Here is a 17,051-nt window from a genome sequence, read left to right as displayed (position 1 = left end):
CGGGGGCTTTTTTATGCGCAACAGAACCGAAGTGTCGTGAACGGAGAATGCAGATGACACGTCAGATGACCGGAGCGAAAATGGTGGTCCAGGCCCTCAAGGATCAGGGCGTGGACGTCGTATTCGGGTATCCCGGCGGCGCCGTTCTACCGATTTACGACGAGGTGTTTCAGCAGAACGACATCCGCCACATCCTGGTGCGGCATGAACAGGGTGCGGTGCACGCGGCCGAGGGCTATGCCCGCTCGACCGGCAAGCCCGGCGTCGTGCTGGTGACCTCGGGGCCCGGCGCCACCAACGCGGTGACCGGGCTGACCGATGCGCTGATGGATTCGATCCCGCTGGTCGTGCTGACCGGACAGGTGCCGACCTTCATGATCGGCTCGGACGCCTTCCAGGAAGCCGACACGGTGGGCATCACCCGGCCCTGCACCAAGCATAACTGGCTGGTGAAGGAGACCGAGAAGCTGGCGCCCACCATCCACGAGGCCTTTCACGTGGCGCGCTCGGGCCGTCCCGGCCCGGTGCTGGTCGACATCCCCAAGGACGTGCAGTTCGCCTCGGCGAGCTATACGCCGCCGCCGCGCGTGTCGGTCAGCCATTACCAGCCGCGGGTCAAGGGCGATCCCGAGATGATCGAGGACCTGGTCGAGGCGATCGAAACGGCAACCCGCCCGGTCTTCTATACCGGCGGCGGCGTGATCAACTCCGGCCCGGCCGCCAGCCAGCTGCTGCGCGAGATGGTCGAGGCGACGGGCTTCCCGATCACTTCGACGCTGATGGGCCTCGGCGCCTACCCCGCCTCGGGCAAGAACTGGCTGGGCATGCTGGGGATGCACGGGCTCTACGAGGCCAATCTCGCCATGCATGGCTGCGACCTGATGATCAACGTGGGCGCGCGCTTCGACGACCGGATCACCGGGCGGATCGACGCGTTCAGCCCGCAGTCGAAGAAGGCGCATATCGACATCGACCCCTCGTCGATCAACAAGGTGGTCAAGACCGACTTCCCGATCGTGGGCGATGTGGGCCACGTGCTGGAGGACGTGCTGAACCTGTGGAAGGCGCGCGGCCGCAAGGTCAACCGCGAGGCGCTGTCGCGCTGGTGGGCGCAGATCGAGGAGTGGAAGAAGACCGACTGCCTCTCCTTCAAGCCCTCGCCCAAGTCGATCAAGCCGCAGCACGCGCTGGCCCGGCTGGAGGCGCTGACCAAGGGGCGCGACCGTTATGTCTGCACCGAGGTCGGCCAGCATCAGATGTGGGCCGCGCAGTACATGGGCTTCGAGGATCCCAACCGCTGGATGACCTCCGGCGGCCTCGGCACCATGGGCTACGGCTTCCCGGCGTCGATCGGCGTGCAGATCGCCCATCCCGAGGCGCTGGTCATCAACGTGGCCGGCGAGGCGTCCTGGCTGATGAACATGCAGGAGATGGGCACCGCGGTGCAGTTCCGCCTGCCGGTCAAGCAGTTCATCCTGAACAACGAACGGCTGGGCATGGTGCGCCAGTGGCAGGAGCTGCTGCATGGCGAGCGCTATTCGCACAGCTGGTCCGAGGCGCTGCCCGATTTCGTCAAGCTGGCCGAGGCTTTCGGCGCCAAGGGCATCTGCGTCAGCGACCCGGCCGACCTGGACGACGCGATCATGGAGATGATCGAGCATGACGGGCCGGTGATCTTCGACTGCCTCGTCGAGAAGCACGAGAACTGCTTCCCGATGATCCCCTCGGGCGAGCCGCACAACAAGATGCTGCTGGGCGAGGCCTCGACCAAGGATGCCATCGGCACCAAGGGCGCGGTCTTGGTGTGATCAGACCGGCCTGCCGGTGATATCGTGCAGCGCGGCCTCGAAGACCGGGGCCGCGCTGTTGCCCCCGACCCAGAGATGTGGATTGGACCGCGGATGGCTGCGCCAGTGAAACCCCTCCGGAATGCGCCCGCTGCGGCTGCCGAGAAGATCGCTGTCGATCAGCGTCTTGATCCGCAGGAACCAGCGCGCGCCCGGTTGGCTGAACCCGCCCAGCCTGTCGCCGTCGAGGGAGACGATCAGCTGCACCTTCAGCGGTTGCACGGCAAAGCGCTCGCTCGCAGCCAGGCGCGCGATCAGGTCGTGCGAGGCCGGACAGGCCACCTCCGACAGGACATCCCCCAGCGGTCGCCGCCCCTCAATCAACATCCGTTTCTCCTCTCAATCGAAAACCCGAGGCTCTGAAATGTCTGCACTGAATATCAAGAAAGGCTCGTCGAAGCATTCGGCCTACAACCTGCGTCCCAATTTCTCGGACGTGCAGGAGACGCACACGCTTGCGGTGCTGGTCGAGAACGAGCCCGGCGTGCTGGCGCGGGTGATCGGCCTGTTCTCGGGGCGCGGCTACAATATCGAGAGCCTGACCGTGGCCGAGGTCGACCACCAGGGCCATCTGAGCCGCATCACCATCGTCACCACGGGCACGCCGCAGGTGATCGAGCAGATCAAGGCCCAACTGGGCCGCATCGTGCCGGTGCACGAGGTTCACGACCTGACGGTCGAGGGCAAGTCGGTGGAGCGTGAACTGGCCCTGATCAAGGTGGGCGGCGCCGGCGAGAAGCGGGTCGAGGCGCTGCGCCTGGCCGACATCTTTCGCGCCAACGTGGTGGATTCGACGCTGGAAAGCTTCGTCTTCCAGATCACCGGCACGCCCGACAAGATTGACGCCTTTGCCGACCTGATGCGTCCGCTGGGCCTGCTCGAGATCGCGCGGACCGGTGTGGCCGCGCTGGCGCGGGGCAACTGAGCCCGCGCGCCTGACGCGATCGGGCGTCGCCGTCGGTCAGCCGACGGCGCGCCGTGCCGCGGGGAAGGCGACGACATTGTCCTCCCCGCCCTTCCGGCCGCCGCCTTGCAGCTTCTCGGCCAGCGTGGGTGCAAAGCCCACATCGACCCGGCGCAGGTTGCGCGCCCGGCGACAGACCCGGTCCTCGCGCATGTCGAACTGGATCAGGTCCCCCGCATCCAGCGCCATCCCCTGATGCATGTTCTGCTCCGGCTGCTCGGCAGCGGAGTAATACGCGAGGTTGCCGTGATCTTCACACCAGATCACCGCCTTGCTGTCGCTGGGATCCGCCCAGAGCACCACTCCGTACATTCGATCTTCCATGACGCACTCTCTGGTTAGCTACCTCCAAAGATTGAATGAATCTTTTGAGACAGAACATTCGTTTTCATGCGTCGGCGCCTTGATTTTTGTGCCGCATCTGGGCAGGTTTGATGCGAGTAAGCATCAACAGTGACGCCAACTAGAGACAGAGGTGGTACAAGTCGTGCAGGAACAGGTCTCGGCGAGTGTTTTCACAACAGAACAAGCAACTTATAAGAGTGCGAAGATGCCCTCCGGACCCGACTCCTCGCCGCCTCATCGGCCCAGCCCTGCCGAGCTGCGCAGCATGCTTGGCGCAAACCTGCGTCAACTGGCCGGTACCTCGGTCTCGATTTCGGCCTTGTGCCGCGAACTCGGGATCAATCGGACACAATTCAACCGTTACCTTGCCGGCGAAAGCTTTCCCCGGCCGGACGTGCTGCACCGGATCTGCACCTATTTCGGCGTCGATGCGCGTATCCTGCTGGAACCGGTGGACCAGATCTCGACCGTCGACGAGGGCATCCTGCGTCACCCCGCCATCGCCGATTTCCTGGGCAGCGCGGCCCGTCCCGTTCCCGAAGAGGACTTCCCGAGCGGCTTCTACCGTTTCTCGCGGCGCAGTTTCCTGACCGAGGACAGCTATGTCACGGGCGTGGTCTACGTCTTCCGCGCAGATGACGGCACCTTCATGAAGGGGTTCGAGGCCAAGGACGCCATGCGCCAGCAGGGCCTGTCCATGAGCCCCGCCATGCGCGAGTTCCGCGGCGCGATCCTGCCCCAGAGCGACGGGGTGGCGGCGCTGGTCAGCCGCAAGGGCGCGTCCACCGCCTCGTTCAACTACCTCGCCCGCGTGCCCACCTTCGAGAACAACTACTGGGTGGGCTATACCGCGCGCACCGTGCGCGAGGGTGTCGCCGGGCGCCGGATCGAGCGGCTGGTCTTCGAATACGTGGCGCGCAAGCTGAAGGACGTGCTGCCCGCCGCGCGCGGCGCGGGGTTCTGCACGGCGGATGACCTGATCCCCTATCATCGGCAGCTGCTGCAGGTGGGCACGCCGTTTTCCTGACGCGTGCCGCGCGTCGCTGCGCGGCGATCCGTGTCGGGAACGGGCGGGACGGCATCGGCTCCGCGGGCTAGCGAGAAAGGCACCTGACGAATACGGGAGCCCGCGCATGACCCGCACCGCCGACACGCTTGCCAATGTCCGCCGCCCGGTGGCCGAGGCCCATGGCCTGCCCAACGCCCATTACATCGACCCGGCCACCTATGCCGAGGAGCGCGAGGCGCTGCTCTTCGGCACGTGGTCGGGCCTTGCCGTGGCCGCGGACGTGCCCGAGGCGGGCGACGCGAAGCCCATCACCTTTCTAGGCATGCCGCTGCTGCTGATCCGCGGCAAGGACGGCGCCGTGCGCGTCTTCCAGAACATCTGCCGGCATCGCGGCATGATCCTGGTCGAGGAGCCGCGCAAGATCGAGGGGGCGATCCGCTGCCCCTACCATTCCTGGTGCTACGGCACCGATGGCCGGCTCGTCTCGACCCCGCATGTGGGCGGGCCCGGGCGCAACGTGCATGACGCGATCGACCGGGCGACGCTGGGGCTGGTCGAGGTGCGCAGCCATGTCTGGCGCGACGTCGTGTGGATCAACATCTCGGGCGACGCGCCGCCGTTTGAAGAGGCCATGGCCCCGGTGATGGCCCGCTGGGCCGAGTTCGAGCAGCCGCTCCACCATGGCGGCGGCGACAGCGTGATCACGCTGGAGGTGGCCGGCAACTGGAAGCTCGCGGTCGAGAACTACTGCGAAAGCTACCACCTGCCCTGGGTGCATCCCGGCCTGAACTCCTATTCCCGGCTTGAGGATCACTACAATATCGAACAGCCCGGCGCCTTCTCGGGCCAGGGCACGCTGGTCTACCGGCAGGTGCTGAACGAGAACGGCGATCCCTTCCCGGATTTCGACGGGCTGTCCGAGCGCTGGAACACCGCGGCCGAGTACTTGGCAGTCTATCCCAACGTGCTGCTGGGCGTGCATCGCGACCACGCCTACGCGATCATCGTCGTGCCCGAGGGGCCGGACCGCACAGTCGAGAACGTGCATCTCTACTACGCGCAGCCCAAGACCGACAGCGGGCTGCGCCAACGCAACACGCAGCTGTGGAAGACCGTCTTCGAAGAGGACATCTTCGTGGTAGAGGGGATGCAGCGCGGCCGCCACGCGGCGGGGTTCGACGGGGGCCGCTTCTCGCCGGCGATGGATGGGCCCACGCATTGCTTCCACGACTGGGTGGCGATGCGGCTGATGGCGCATCGCGGACAGGCGGAGGCGGCGGAATGAGGGCGCTCGACGACAGCCTGCTGGACGCCCATGCCCGCGCCGACACGCGCGCGCTGGTGGGGCTGTACACGCAGGCCGCCGACAGCGTGAACGACGCCGACGCGGCGGGGTTCTTCCTGACCCATGCCTATGTCTTCGCGCTGGAACTGGGCGACGGGCGCGCGGCGCAACTGCATGCCCGCCTTTGCGCCGAGGGGCGCGAGGCCTGAACCCCGCGCCCCCGCACTCATTTCTGCAGGCTCTCCAGGTAATAGGCGAGCGACAGGATCCGGCCGCGCCGGTACAGCACGTCGGCATAGGCCGAGTTGACCTCGCTCGTCTCCGAGAAGAGCGCGCCATAGACCGGCATCGGCCCGCCATGGGCCCGCAGGTCGTCGCGCCCGTCGATGATGTGCAGCACGTTCAGCATCGGGAACGCGCCGTCATTCGCCTCAGCCAGACCGGTCAGATCGGGCACCGAGGTCGTCATCATCTGGGTCAGGGGCCCGTCGCCCTCGCCCGAAGCGCCGTGACAGGTGGCGCAGAACTGCTGGTACAACTCCTCTCCGTATTCCGCGTTCTGTGCGCTTGCCGCGTGGGCGGTCAGCGACAGCGCGGCAACGCAGAGCCATTTCAGGATCGACATGATCGTTCCTCCTCCTCCAGCGCTGGACCGCCAGCCCCATGCCAACGGGAACCAGCGGTTCAAGTATAGAGGAAACGATATATGTCCGGTTTGATCCAGATCACGGCGCCGTGATCTCAGGCGGCGGCCGGGTGCCCATGCGGCGCCGTGCCATAGGCGATCATGTCATAGAGGTGCCACGTGGCGTGGCCCAGCAACGGCAGCGACAGGAACAGCCCGACAAAGCCCGGCAGCATCGACACGAAGGTAAAGACCGCGATGAACGCCGCCCAGAGGAACATCGGCACCGGGTGGCTCTGCACGTATTGGAACGAGGTGATCATCGCCGTGACGAAATCGATCTCGCGGTCCAGCAGCAGCGGCAGCGACAGCACGGTGATCATGTAGAGCAGCGTGGCAAAGCCCGCGCCGACCAGCGTGCCCACCCCCAGCATCATCAGCCCGTTCGAGGTCAGGTAGATGTCGTAGGAGGTCGAGACATTGGTCATGGTCGACAGGCCGAGGAAGAGCGCAAAGATCATGTGCGCGAGGAAGAACCAGAACAGGAAGACGACGATGATGATCGCGCTGATCGAGGGCAGCTGCCGGCGTGACTGCCGCAGGATCACCGAGAAGATCTGCATCCAGTCGAGCGGTCGGCCCTGCTCGATCCGCCGGCTGATGTCGTAGAAGCCCACCGCGGCAAAGGGCGCGATCAGCGGAAAGCCGATCGCGGCGAAGACCAGCCAATAGCTCTGCCCGGTGATCCAGGTGACCCAGATCATCATCCAGCCGCCCAGCACATAGACCCCGGCAAAGACCAGCGCGAAGCCGGGGGCGCGTTTCAGGTCACCCCAGCCGCGGCGCAGCGCCTCTTTCAGCAGCGAGATGTCCACCGGGCCCAGTTCGGGCACGCCGGGTTTCGGTGTATCTGGCATGTCAGACCCTCCCCTGTCCGACATTCACTAAACGGCATGTGGCCGGGCCGGGCAAGACGCCTTGTGTCACCACGGTTGCCGCCGCGCGGCAGTGGTCGGACCGGCGCCGGCGTCCGGGGGCACGCAGATCTGGACAGCACGCGGGTTTCCGGGCAGGCTAGCAGGTATCCGCAAATGCAGGTCCTGCCATGTCGCGCCGTCTGACTGCTATGTCGCTTGCCCTGACGCTCTGGGTCACCGGCGGCCACGCGCAGGGCAATTCCGTCGAGGACACCCCGTCCGGCGATCAGTTGCAGCCGGCGCCACCCGCGGCCTCCTCCGATCCCGACGCGCCGCGCCCGGGCCTCGCCGAGGGCACCCTGTCGCCCGGCGAGATCACCGGGCTGCTGGCGCGCCACAGCCACGTGGTGAACGTGAATATCCCCGGGCGCGACCTGCAGACCGGCATTCCGGTGCCCGATACCGGGACCTGCGCGCTGCTCTGCGCCGCGGACACGCGCTGCGCGGCTTGGACCTATGTCAATCCCGGTGTCCAGGCCGACTCAGCGATGTGCTGGAAAAAGGGCGACGTGCCGCCGGGTCGGGTCGACGAGTGCTGCACCAGCGGCCTGGCACGGCGCTGAGCGCGCCTAGTCCTCGGCGGCCGCCTCGGCGCGGCTCTTGCCGGCGACCTGCAGGGCCAGCGTGGCCTCCATGAACGGATCCAGATTGCCATCCAGCACGCCGCCGGTATCGGCGGTCTCGTGGTTGGTGCGCAGGTCCTTCACCATCTGGTAGGGCTGCAGCACGTAGGACCGGATCTGGTTGCCCCAGCCGGCATCGCCCTTGGCCTCGTGCAGGGCGTTGACCTCGGCGTTCCGCCGGTCGAGTTCCATCTGGTAAAGCCTTGATTTCAGGGCCTTCATGGCGATGTCGCGGTTCTGGTGCTGGGATTTCTCGGAACTGGTCACGACGATGCCGGTGGGCGCGTGGGTGATCCGCACGGCCGAGTCGGTCGTGTTCACGTGCTGCCCGCCCGCACCCGAGGAGCGGAACGTGTCGATGCGGATATCGGCCGGGTTCACCTCGATCTCGATATTGTCGTCGATCACCGGGTAGGCGCCCACCGCCGCGAACGAGGTCTCGCGCGTGCCCTTGCCGAAGGGCGAGATCCGCACCAGCCGGTGCGTGCCGGATTCCGATTTCAGCCAGCCATAGGCGTTCTTGCCCTTGATCTGGTAGGTGGCGGACTTGATGCCCGCCTCGGCGCCGGCCTGTTCCTCCTGCAGCTCCACCTCGAAGCCGCGCTTCTCGGCCCAGCGGACATACATGCGCGCCAGCATCTGCGCCCAGTCGCAGGCCTCGGTGCCGCCGGCCCCGGCCTTGATCTCGAGGAACGCGTCGTTGCCGTCGGTCTCGCCGTTGAGCAGCGCCTCGAGCTCCTTCTTGGCGGCCTTCTCGACCAGCGAACCCAGCGCCGCTTCGGCCTCGGCGACGACCTCGTCATCCTCTTCCGCCTCGCCCATCTCGATCAGCTCGACCTGGTCGTCCAGCTCCTGCTTGATGGACTCGTAGGTCTCCATCGCGTCGACAAGGCTCTGGCGGTCGCGCATCAGCTTCTGCGCGGCGGCCGGGTCATCCCACAGGTTGGGGTCCTCGACCCGCGCGTTGAATTCCTCCAGCCGGTGCTGGGCGGTCTCGACACCCAGGCGCTGGGCCAGAAGGTCCAGTGACTTCCGCACCTTGTCGACATTGCTCTGAGCTTCCGCGCGCATCGGGTCCTGCCTCTATCGTGCCTTTCAAGGCCTGCGTGATACCAAGGGCCCGGGATCGGAGCAAGGAGGCACGCACCGACATGGCAGATCAGCTGTCGCGGATCATGGCGGCCGAGGGGCTGCGCGCGCCGGAACCGCTGGCCGAGACCCCGGCGGCGCAGCTGTGGCGCGTGCTTGATGCAGCGGGCGCTGACCGGGTGCTCAAGCTCTACCGGCGTGGCCATGCGGGGAACGAAGCCGGCGGCGCCGCGCTGATGCAGGCCTGGCAGGCGGCGGGCGCACCGGTCGTGCCGGTGCGGGCGCATGGGCCGGGCTGGGTGCTGATGGACCGGCTGGCCGGGCCGACGCTGGGCGATCTCGCCCGCGCGGGACAGCTGGTCCGCGCCGATGAGCGGCTGGCCGGCTGTGCCGCCGCGCTGCGGGCCACGCGGATCGGCCCGCCGCCCGGCCTGCCCGTGCTGGCCGACTGGTTCGAGGCGCTGCGGCAGCTGCGCTGCGGCCCCGCCTGCCCTGACGATCTGCGCCGCGACATGGGCCGGGCATCCGCGCTGGCAGAGGCGCTGCTGGCCAGGTCGGATCAGGCGCCCCTGCATGGCGATCTGCATCATGACAACGTGATCGACACGGCGGCCGGGCCCGTGGTGATCGACGCCAAGGGGGTGCTGGGCGATCCGGGCTATGAGCTGGCCAACGCCTTTCGCAACCCCAGGGGCTGCGCCGGCGCGCAGCGCGACGGTGATCTCTTGGCCCGGCGGTTGGCGCTGTTTTCAGACGCGGTGCAGGCGACGCCGCAGCGGCTCGCCCGGTGGGCGGCGGCCAAGACGGCGCTTTCCATCGCGTGGCGTGCCAAGGGGGTGCTGGAGGGCGATGCCGAGGCCGATCTGCTGGCCCGGCTGCTCGCCCTTGCATCCGACGCCTAGGCGGCGCGACCACCGCCCCCATTGCCTTGGCCGTGGCCACCCCCTTTGCCCGAACGGGGCGGCAAACGCCCCATTGCTGATGCGGGGCGGCCTCCGCCCCATTGCTGATGCGGGGCGACGTGCGCCCCGACGCCCGATCAGTACAGCCCGCCCGAGGAGAGCGTGCCGAAGCCCGCCTTGGGCCCCACCACGGCCTTGCGACCGGTGGAGGTGGTGACCTCGCGGGCCGCGTTGCCGCCTTCGGGGCGGATCAGGTCGAAGCTGCCGGAGACCGCGAAGCCACCGTCGAACTGGATGCCGAAGAGCGGGTCCTCGCCCTCGCGGAAGCATTCCGAGACCACGTTGGGCCCCGAGGCATCGGCCGAAAGGCGCGCGCCCGAGAAGCGGTCGATCTTGATGAAATCGCAGGCGGCCGGCACGTCGAACTCGCCCGCGCCGTATTTCGCCACGGCCTTTTGCATGAAGCGGTTGAAGACCGGCCCGCACATGCCCCCGCCCGAGGCCCCGCGGCCCAGCGGGCGCGGCGTGTCATAGCCAATATAGCAGCCGGCCACGATGCTGGAGGTGAAGCCCACGAACCACACGTCCTTGGCATCGTTGGTCGTGCCGGTCTTGCCCGCGGTCGGCACCGACAGGTTGACCGTCTTGCTGGCAGTGCCGCGCTCGACCACGCCACGCATCATCGAGGTCAGCTGGTAGGCGGTGATCGCGTCCATGACCCGTTCGCGCTCGTTCACGATGCGCGGGCCGCGGCCCGGGGCAAGGTCGGGCTCGTCGCAATCGACGCAGACCCGGCGGTTCCCCTCGGCCGCGTCGTGGCTGTAGATCGTGGCGCCGTAGCGGTCCTGCACGCGGTCGACCAGCGTCGGCTCGACCCGCTCGCCGCCATTGGCGAACATCGCGTAGGCGGCGACCATGTTGAACAGCGTGGTCTCGTCCGCCCCCAGCGCATTGGCCAGGTTGCGGCCCATGTTGTCGTAGACGCCGAATTTCTCGGCATAGCGCGCAACCACGTCGATGCCGACCTCCTGCGCGAGGCGGATGGTCATCAGGTTGCGCGACCGCTCGATCCCGGTGCGCAGCGGTGTCGGCCCGTAGAAGCGGTTCGACGCGTTCTTGGGCCGCCACACGCCCTGCGGCGTGTCGATCTCGATCGGCGCGTCGACCACGATCGTGGCGGGCGTGTAGCCCGAATCCAGCGCCGAGGCATAGACGAAGGGCTTGAAGCTCGACCCCGGCTGGCGCTGCGCCTGCGTGGCGCGGTTGAAGACCGAATGCTGGTAGGAAAATCCGCCCTGCATGGCGATCACGCGGCCGGTATTGACGTCCATCGCCATGAAGCCGCCCTGCACCTTGGGCACCTGCCGCAACGACCAGCGCAGGAAGGCGCCGCTGGAATCATCGGTCATCTGGCGGACATGGATTACGTCGCCCTCGTCGAAATTCTCGAAGAGGTTGCCGGTGAACCAGTTCGTGTCGGACCGCGGCACGCGGTTGCCGCGCGGGTCGTCCAGCGCCACGTCCTCGATGCCGATCACCAGCTCGTTCTCGCGCACCTCGAGCACCACGGCCGGGTGCCAGGGATGGACGAGATCGACGTCGCGCGCCACGCGCACATCCGCCAGCGCCGCGCGCCAAGCCTCTTCCGAGGCCAGTGCCTCGGCCGGGATGGTCTTGCCCGTGCCGGTCCAGCGGCCCAGCCCGCGGTCATACTGCTCCAGCGCGCGGCGCAGCGAGGTGGCTGCCTCGACCTGCATCTCGCGGTCGATTGTGGCGCGCACCGAGTAGCCGCCCGAGAAGAACTGGTCCTCGCCGAAATCCTTGGTCAGCTGGCGCCGGATCTCGTCGGTGAAATAGTCCCGCGGCGGCAGGCCGCGCTGATAAGGTTCGAAATCGCCGTTCTGGACCGAGCGCAGCGGCTGCGCGACCTCGGCCTCATAGGTGGCCTCGTCGATATAGCCGTTCTCGTACATCTCTTCGAGCACGAAGTCCCGGCGCGCCAGCAGGCGCTCCTTCTCGCGCACGGGGTGATAGTTGGACGGCGCCTTGGGCAGCGAGGCAAGGAAGGCGGCCTCGTGCGGGGCAAGCTCGTTCAGGGTCTTGTTGAAATAGACCTGCGCGGCGGCAGTCACGCCGTAGGAATTCTGGCCCAGGAAGATCTCGTTGAGGTAGAGCTCGAGGATCTTGTCCTTGCTCATCGCCTCCTCGACCCGGTTGGCGAGGATGATCTCCTTGATCTTGCGCTCGGCCGGGCGCTCGCCCTTCAGCAGGAAGTTCTTCATCACCTGCTGGGTGATGGTCGAGGCGCCGCGCACATCGCGGCCGCGGCTTTGCACCGCCTGAACGGCGGCGGCGGCGATGCCGCGGATGTCGTAGCCCGAATGGGTGTAGAAATTCTTGTCCTCGGCCGAGATGAAGGCGTGCTTGACCAGGTCGGGGATCTCGTTGGCGGGCGTGAAGAGGCGGCGTTCCTGCGCGAACTCGTCGATCACGCGCCCCTCGACCGAGTAGATGCGGCTGATCGTCGGCGGCGTGTACTGGGCCAGGTGTTCATGGCTGCGCACGTCGCGCCCGTACATCCAGAACACCGCACCCACCGTCAGCGCGACCATCATGGCGCCCATTGTGACCACGGCAAAGATCCCGCCGAAGAAGGAAAAGATGAATCGCAGCACGCGCCGCTCCCTTGTCAGACAAGGGCTCAGTATATCGCATCGCGCATTGGGTCAAAACACATCCGCGCGGGGAATTGCCGATCCCGCGCGTCAGGGGCCGGCGGGGTGATTCCGTGCCGGCGCCCAGCCCCGGCCCCGGTCAGAGCTCGATCACCGAGACGTCGCGCCCCTTGGCAGCCAGCGCGATGCGCCCCTCGCAGAGCCGCAGCGCGTCCTCGCCGAAGACCTCGCGCCGCCAGCCCGACAGCGCCGGCACGTCGCGCGCCCCCGCGGCGATGGCATCGAGGTCGGCCGAGGGCGCGATCAGCTTGGAGGCCACGCCCGAGCTTTCGGTCTTGGCCTTCAAGAGCACGCGCAGCAGGTCGGCCAGCGCCGGGTTCACCTGCAGCTTGTCGCGCGGGTTGGTGGCATCGGGCAGCTCTTCCTTGGGGCAGTTCAGCCCGTCCTGCACGGCCTGCAGGATGCCCTCGGCGATCGGCCCCTTGCGCGCCTCGCGCAACAGCAGCCGCGAGCGGCCCAGATCCTGCAGGTTGGCCGGCTTGGTCGAGGCCAGCTCGACCAGCGCGTCATCCTTGAACACCCGGTTGCGCGGCACGTTGCGCTCCTGCGCATAGGCCTCGCGGAAGGTGGCCAGCGCCCGCACGATGGCCAGGAACCGCGGGCTGTTGGAGCGGGTCTTGATCCGCTTCCACGCCTCGCCCGGCCGGGTGATGTAGGTCTCGGGGTCCGTCAGCGTCGCCAGTTCTTCAGCGACCCAGCGCGCGCGCCCGGTCTCTTCCAGCTTCCGGTCGAGGAACTCGTAGATCTGGCGCAGATGGGTGACATCGGCCAGCGCATAGGTCTTCTGCGCCTCGGTCAGCGGCCGGCGCGACCAGTCGGTGAAGCGCGAGGACTTGTCCAGCTGCTGCTTGGCGATGCGCTTGACCAGCGTCTCGTAGCCCACCTGCTCGCCGAAGCCGCAGACCATCGCGGCCACCTGCGTGTCGAAGAGCGGCGTGGGGATCACCCCATGATCGACATGGAAGATCTCCAGATCCTGCCGCGCGGCGTGGAACACCTTGACGGTCGAGGGATCGCGGAAGAGCTCCAGCAGCGGCTCCAGCGACAGGTCGCCCTCCAGCGGGTCGACGAGGATCGCGTCATCGTCGCCCCGGCCCGGCAGGGCCAGCTGGATCAGGCAGAGCTTGGAGTAATAGGTGCGTTCGCGCAGGAACTCTGTATCGACCGTCACGTAGTCTTCGGCGGCGGCGCGTTGGCAGAAGGCCGCGAGGTCTTCGGTCGTGGTCACTGTCTTCATTCCGGCTCCGGCAGGTCCTGTTCTGTGGTCTGGCGCGCGGGTCCGCGGCGTGGCGGCCACCCTATAGCATTGCGTTGGGGATGCAACGTGCCCCGGCGGCCGGGATCTCAGGCCGTCGCGTCCAGCATCAGCGGCGCGCGATTGCCCGCGGCCACCCGGCGCAGCACGGCCGGGTAGAGCCGGTGCTCCTGCGCCAGCACCCGCTCGGCCAGCGTGTCGGGCGTGTCGCCGGGCAACACGGGCACCCGCGCCTGGCCAAGGATGGGACCGTCATCCAGCGCGGCGGTGACCTCGTGCACGGTGCAGCCCGCCTCGGCATCGCCCGCCGCCAGCGCGCGGGCATGGGTGTCCAGCCCGCGATATTTGGGCAGAAGCGAGGGGTGGATGTTCAGCATCCGGCCCTCCCACGGCGCGACGAAGCCCGCGGTCAGCACCCGCATAAAGCCGGCCAGGCAGATCAGGTCGGGCGCATGGGGTGCCAGCGCGGCCTGCAGCGCGGCCTCGAACCCCGCCCGGTCGCGGCCGAAGGGCCGGTGATCGACCACCTCGGTCGGCACGCCAAGCGCGCGCGCCCGCTCCAGCCCGCCGGCCTCGGGCCGGTTGGAAAGCACAACGCAGGGCCGCGCGGGGTGGTCGCCGGTCATGCTTTCGACCAGCCGGACCATGTTCGACCCGCCGCCCGAGATCAGGATCGCGACACGGATCACCCCGGCGCGCCCGTGTAGGTCACGCCCTGCCCCGGCACCACGCGGCCCAGCGGCACCACCGTCTCGCCGGCGCCGCGCAGGCCCTCGGCCAGCGCTTCGGCGCGGCCGGCCTCGACCGCCAGCACCATGCCGATGCCGCAGTTGAAGGTGCGCAGCATCTCGGCCGTGTCGATCCCGCCCGTCTCGCGCAGCCAACGGAAGACCGGCGGCAGCTCCCACGCGGCAAGATCCACCTCGGCGCCCAGCCCCTCGGGCAGGACACGCGGCAGGTTCTCGGTCAGACCGCCGCCCGTGATATGGGCCAGCGCATGAACGCCGCCCGCGCGCAGCGCCGCCAGAACGGGCCGAACGTAAAGCCGCGTCGGCGTCAGCAACTCTGCCCCCAGCGAGCCCTCCGCCCAGGGGCAGTCGTCGGCCCAGTCCAGCCCCGACAGCTCGACCAGCCGCCGCACCAGGCTGTAGCCGTTGGAATGAACCCCGTCCGAGGCCAGCCCCAGCAGCACGTCGCCCTCGGACACGCCGGCGGGCAGCGCGGTGCCGCGCTCCATCGCGCCCACGGCAAAGCCCGCCAGGTCGAAATCGCCCGAGGGGTACATGCCCGGCATCTCGGCCGTCTCGCCGCCGATCAGCGCGCAGCCCGAGGCCGCGCAGCCCCGCGCAATGCCCTCGATCACCCGCGCGGCGGTCTCGGTCTCCAGCTTGCCGGTGGCGAAATAGTCGAGGAAGAAGAGCGGCTCGGCCCCCTGGCAGACCAGGTCATTGACGCACATCGCCACGAGATCGACGCCCACCCCATCCACATGGCCGGTGTCGATGGCGATGCGCAGCTTGGTGCCCACCCCGTCGGTGGCCGCCACGAGCACCGGGTCGCTGAAACCCGCGGCCTTGAGGTCGAAAAGCGCACCGAACCCGCCGAGGCCCGACATCACCCCATCGCGCGCCGTGGCCGCGGCGGCGGGCTTGATCCGGTCCACCAGCGCATTGCCCGCCTCGATATCCACGCCCGCCTGCGCGTAGGTCAGCCCGTTCTTGCCGTCGCTCATCACCATCTCCCCGAATTGCGCCCGCGCTTAGCCCAAAGCGTGCGCCCCTGCAACGCCGTCGGTTGACCACGCGGGCCGCGCGGAGATTCGGGGCCGACAGGAGAAGCGGTCCGACATGCGCGTTCCGAGCCGCAGGGCGCATCCCCGCTTGACGCCTCGCGGCCGTCTGGTACTCAGATCGCCACGGTGGGCCTGTAGCTCAATTGGTTAGAGCAGGGCGCTCATAACGCCTTGGTTGGGGGTTCGAGTCCCTCCGGGCCTACCGGGCTAAGTCACTGATCGCAAACAAAACCCTTGCGTTTCGTGCACTTATGCCGTTTCTGGTTCCAAAGTCTGTGCCAGAAACGGAGTGCGTGATGGCTGGAAAGCTCCGGTATTGGAAAGAGAAAGACGGGCGTTTCTACGCGAGGATCGCCGTTCCCAAGCGGCTTCGGCCATTCCTTGACCGACCGCGTGGCGAACTGGTGGCGCCACTAGGTGCTGACCGACGCACTGCGCTCCGGCTTCACCCGGCGGCGGTCGCCCGTCTTCAAAAGCAGATCGCCGCCGCCGAGCGGAAGGCAAAGGCGGAAGACCCAGCACCACTGAAACCGGCTCCTGCCAGGACGCCGATAACGACCGCCGACTTTCGGCACGCCGTTTGGCAGCGCTACAACGAAGCGCTTGAAGCTGACGAAGCCAACCGCGCCAGTTATCCCGGCAAAGATGAGATAGCCGCCGAGCGCGATAAGCTGATGAAAAAGGTGGAAGCTGGCGAGGTCGCCTCCGATCCTATAGCCGCCCTTTACGCGTCCCTCGACTTCCTGAGTCTCAAGGAAGCGCGTGCGCTGGACCAGTCCAGCCGCGAGGCTCGCCTTGCCGCCCTGCAGCGCGAACTCGCCGCCGGTGAGACGCACCAGGTCGAGCACGAAATCGACGCATTCCTATCGTACAACAATCTCTCAGCCGATAGAGGAACGGCGGAACGCGCGGCTTTCGCTACGCACATGATGCGCGCCGAGATAGAGGCGCTTCGCCGGACCCTTGAGCGCGACCGTGGCGAATATACTGGCCAGCCATCTGACCCTGTGGTGAGCAAGCCCCCTGCGGAAGCGGCAACCAAGCCCGTCAACTTGACGCTGCTTTGGCAGGACTACCGCCGGAGCCGCGTCCAGGCCGGGTTTCTCAAGGACGGTGGCAAGCGACAAGAGCCGGTCATTCGCAACCTGCGGACCTTCTTACGGCACGAGGACGCCCGGCAGGTAACGAAGAAAGACCTGATCGCGTGGCGCGACCACCTGATGAACGTGGAGAGGCTTTCGCCCAAGACGGTGAGCGATATCTACCTGCCAACGGTGCGCTCCGTTTTCGCATGGGCTTATGAAAACGAACGCTTGCCGGAGAACGTCGCCGAAAAGGTGCGTCAGCCAAAGCCCCGCCAGGTCGCTAGCCGCGAGAAGGGATACACTGACGAGGAGGCTATCGCCTTGCTTCGTGCATCCCGGTCCCATGTGCCGAAGCCGAACCAGTTTGGCTACGTCCGCGAGACACCTCACATGACGGCGGCGAAACAGTGGGCGCCCATTCTGTCCGTCGTCAGATAATTTGGGACGCTTGAGCGCTTTCCAGACTGGAGGCTCTGGCTCACCGCTGGTTGATGTTACGCGTTTGCAGTTTCGTGGCG

General features: G+C 67.4%; 17 protein-coding genes and 1 tRNA gene. 9 read left to right on the top strand and 9 right to left on the bottom strand.

Annotated features, from left to right (window positions below):
* Positions 1-53: 53 nt before the first annotated feature.
* Positions 54-1,808, top strand: a complete 1,755-nt coding sequence (locus AVJ23_RS20700; RefSeq protein WP_058864165.1) for an acetolactate synthase 3 large subunit — start codon at positions 54-56, stop codon at positions 1,806-1,808.
* Here the strand turns inward: AVJ23_RS20700 and AVJ23_RS20695 are convergent, their stop codons facing one another.
* Positions 1,809-2,174 (bottom strand): hypothetical protein, encoded by a 366-nt coding sequence (locus AVJ23_RS20695; protein WP_058864137.1) that lies wholly within the window; start codon positions 2,172-2,174, stop codon positions 1,809-1,811.
* 37 nt (positions 2,175-2,211) lie between these two features.
* Between AVJ23_RS20695 and ilvN the strand changes: the two genes are divergently transcribed.
* Entirely contained in the window at positions 2,212-2,772 is a 561-nt protein-coding gene (gene ilvN, locus AVJ23_RS20690) for an acetolactate synthase small subunit (RefSeq protein ID WP_058864136.1), read from the top strand.
* A gap of 36 nt (positions 2,773-2,808) precedes the next feature.
* Here ilvN and AVJ23_RS20685 read toward each other — a convergent pair whose 3' ends face one another.
* Positions 2,809-3,135, bottom strand: coding sequence for a hypothetical protein (locus AVJ23_RS20685; protein ID WP_157772747.1), 327 nt, complete (start codon positions 3,133-3,135; stop codon positions 2,809-2,811).
* 286 nt (positions 3,136-3,421) lie between these two features.
* On the opposite strand from AVJ23_RS20685, the gene AVJ23_RS20680 reads away from it, so the two are divergent.
* The 3 genes from AVJ23_RS20680 (at position 3,422) to AVJ23_RS20670 (ending at position 5,659) form a co-directional block, all read left to right on the top strand.
* The gene (locus tag AVJ23_RS20680; protein WP_058864164.1) at positions 3,422-4,183 is read left to right on the top strand and encodes a helix-turn-helix domain-containing protein; all 762 of its coding nucleotides are present in this window, start codon (positions 3,422-3,424) and stop codon (positions 4,181-4,183) included.
* A 106-nt stretch (positions 4,184-4,289) separates the two neighbouring features.
* Entirely contained in the window at positions 4,290-5,450 is a 1,161-nt protein-coding gene (locus AVJ23_RS20675) for an aromatic ring-hydroxylating oxygenase subunit alpha (protein ID WP_058864134.1), read from the top strand.
* Positions 5,447-5,659, top strand: coding sequence for a hypothetical protein (locus AVJ23_RS20670; protein WP_058864133.1), 213 nt, complete (start codon positions 5,447-5,449; stop codon positions 5,657-5,659). The genes AVJ23_RS20675 and AVJ23_RS20670 overlap by 4 nt, the downstream gene beginning before the upstream one ends.
* Before the next feature lie 17 nt (positions 5,660-5,676).
* On the opposite strand, the gene AVJ23_RS20665 is transcribed toward AVJ23_RS20670, so the two are convergent.
* Both AVJ23_RS20665 and AVJ23_RS20660 read right to left on the bottom strand, forming a co-directional pair.
* Positions 5,677-6,075, bottom strand: coding sequence for a c-type cytochrome (locus AVJ23_RS20665; RefSeq protein WP_084794836.1), 399 nt, complete (start codon positions 6,073-6,075; stop codon positions 5,677-5,679).
* A gap of 116 nt (positions 6,076-6,191) precedes the next feature.
* A complete protein-coding gene (locus AVJ23_RS20660) occupies positions 6,192-6,992 on the bottom strand; it encodes a DUF2189 domain-containing protein (protein ID WP_058864132.1) in 801 nt (266 codons plus the stop codon).
* Positions 6,993-7,201: 209 nt separating this feature from the next.
* On the opposite strand from AVJ23_RS20660, the gene AVJ23_RS20655 reads away from it, so the two are divergent.
* Positions 7,202-7,615 (top strand): PAN domain-containing protein, encoded by a 414-nt coding sequence (locus tag AVJ23_RS20655; RefSeq protein ID WP_058864131.1) that lies wholly within the window; start codon positions 7,202-7,204, stop codon positions 7,613-7,615.
* A gap of 6 nt (positions 7,616-7,621) precedes the next feature.
* On the opposite strand, the gene prfB is transcribed toward AVJ23_RS20655, so the two are convergent.
* On the bottom strand, positions 7,622-8,746 hold the full coding sequence (gene prfB / locus AVJ23_RS20650) for a peptide chain release factor 2 (RefSeq protein WP_058864130.1): 1,125 nt from the start codon (positions 8,744-8,746) through the stop codon (positions 7,622-7,624).
* Between the two features lie 80 nt (positions 8,747-8,826).
* Here prfB and AVJ23_RS20645 point away from each other — a divergent pair, with 80 nt between their 5' ends.
* Positions 8,827-9,666: an aminoglycoside phosphotransferase family protein gene (locus tag AVJ23_RS20645; protein ID WP_058864129.1), complete on the top strand. Its 840-nt coding sequence runs from the start codon at positions 8,827-8,829 to the stop codon at positions 9,664-9,666.
* Positions 9,667-9,803: 137 nt separating this feature from the next.
* Here the strand turns inward: AVJ23_RS20645 and AVJ23_RS20640 are convergent, their stop codons facing one another.
* The 4 genes from AVJ23_RS20640 to purM form a co-directional block, all read right to left on the bottom strand.
* Positions 9,804-12,341: a penicillin-binding protein 1A gene (locus AVJ23_RS20640; RefSeq protein WP_058864128.1), complete on the bottom strand. Its 2,538-nt coding sequence runs from the start codon at positions 12,339-12,341 to the stop codon at positions 9,804-9,806.
* A 139-nt stretch (positions 12,342-12,480) separates the two neighbouring features.
* Positions 12,481-13,638: a ribonuclease D gene (gene rnd, locus AVJ23_RS20635; protein ID WP_058864127.1), complete on the bottom strand. Its 1,158-nt coding sequence runs from the start codon at positions 13,636-13,638 to the stop codon at positions 12,481-12,483.
* A gap of 107 nt (positions 13,639-13,745) precedes the next feature.
* Positions 13,746-14,345, bottom strand: coding sequence for a phosphoribosylglycinamide formyltransferase (gene purN, locus AVJ23_RS20630; protein WP_084794832.1), 600 nt, complete (start codon positions 14,343-14,345; stop codon positions 13,746-13,748).
* The gene (gene purM / locus AVJ23_RS20625) at positions 14,342-15,388 is read right to left on the bottom strand and encodes a phosphoribosylformylglycinamidine cyclo-ligase (RefSeq protein WP_058864126.1); all 1,047 of its coding nucleotides are present in this window, start codon (positions 15,386-15,388) and stop codon (positions 14,342-14,344) included. Before purM ends, purN begins: the two co-directional genes overlap by 4 nt.
* Positions 15,389-15,576: 188 nt before the next feature.
* Here purM and AVJ23_RS20620 point away from each other — a divergent pair.
* Positions 15,577-15,650 (top strand) — tRNA-Ile (locus AVJ23_RS20620).
* 94 nt (positions 15,651-15,744) lie between these two features.
* The gene (locus tag AVJ23_RS20615) at positions 15,745-16,971 is read left to right on the top strand and encodes a site-specific integrase (RefSeq protein WP_157772746.1); all 1,227 of its coding nucleotides are present in this window, start codon (positions 15,745-15,747) and stop codon (positions 16,969-16,971) included.
* The last annotated feature ends 80 nt before the right edge of the window (positions 16,972-17,051 follow it).

The organism is Pseudoponticoccus marisrubri, from assembly GCF_001482405.1.
GTDB lineage: Bacteria > Pseudomonadota > Alphaproteobacteria > Rhodobacterales > Rhodobacteraceae > Pseudoponticoccus > Pseudoponticoccus marisrubri.
This window is presented reverse-complemented; position numbering and strand designations above follow the sequence as displayed.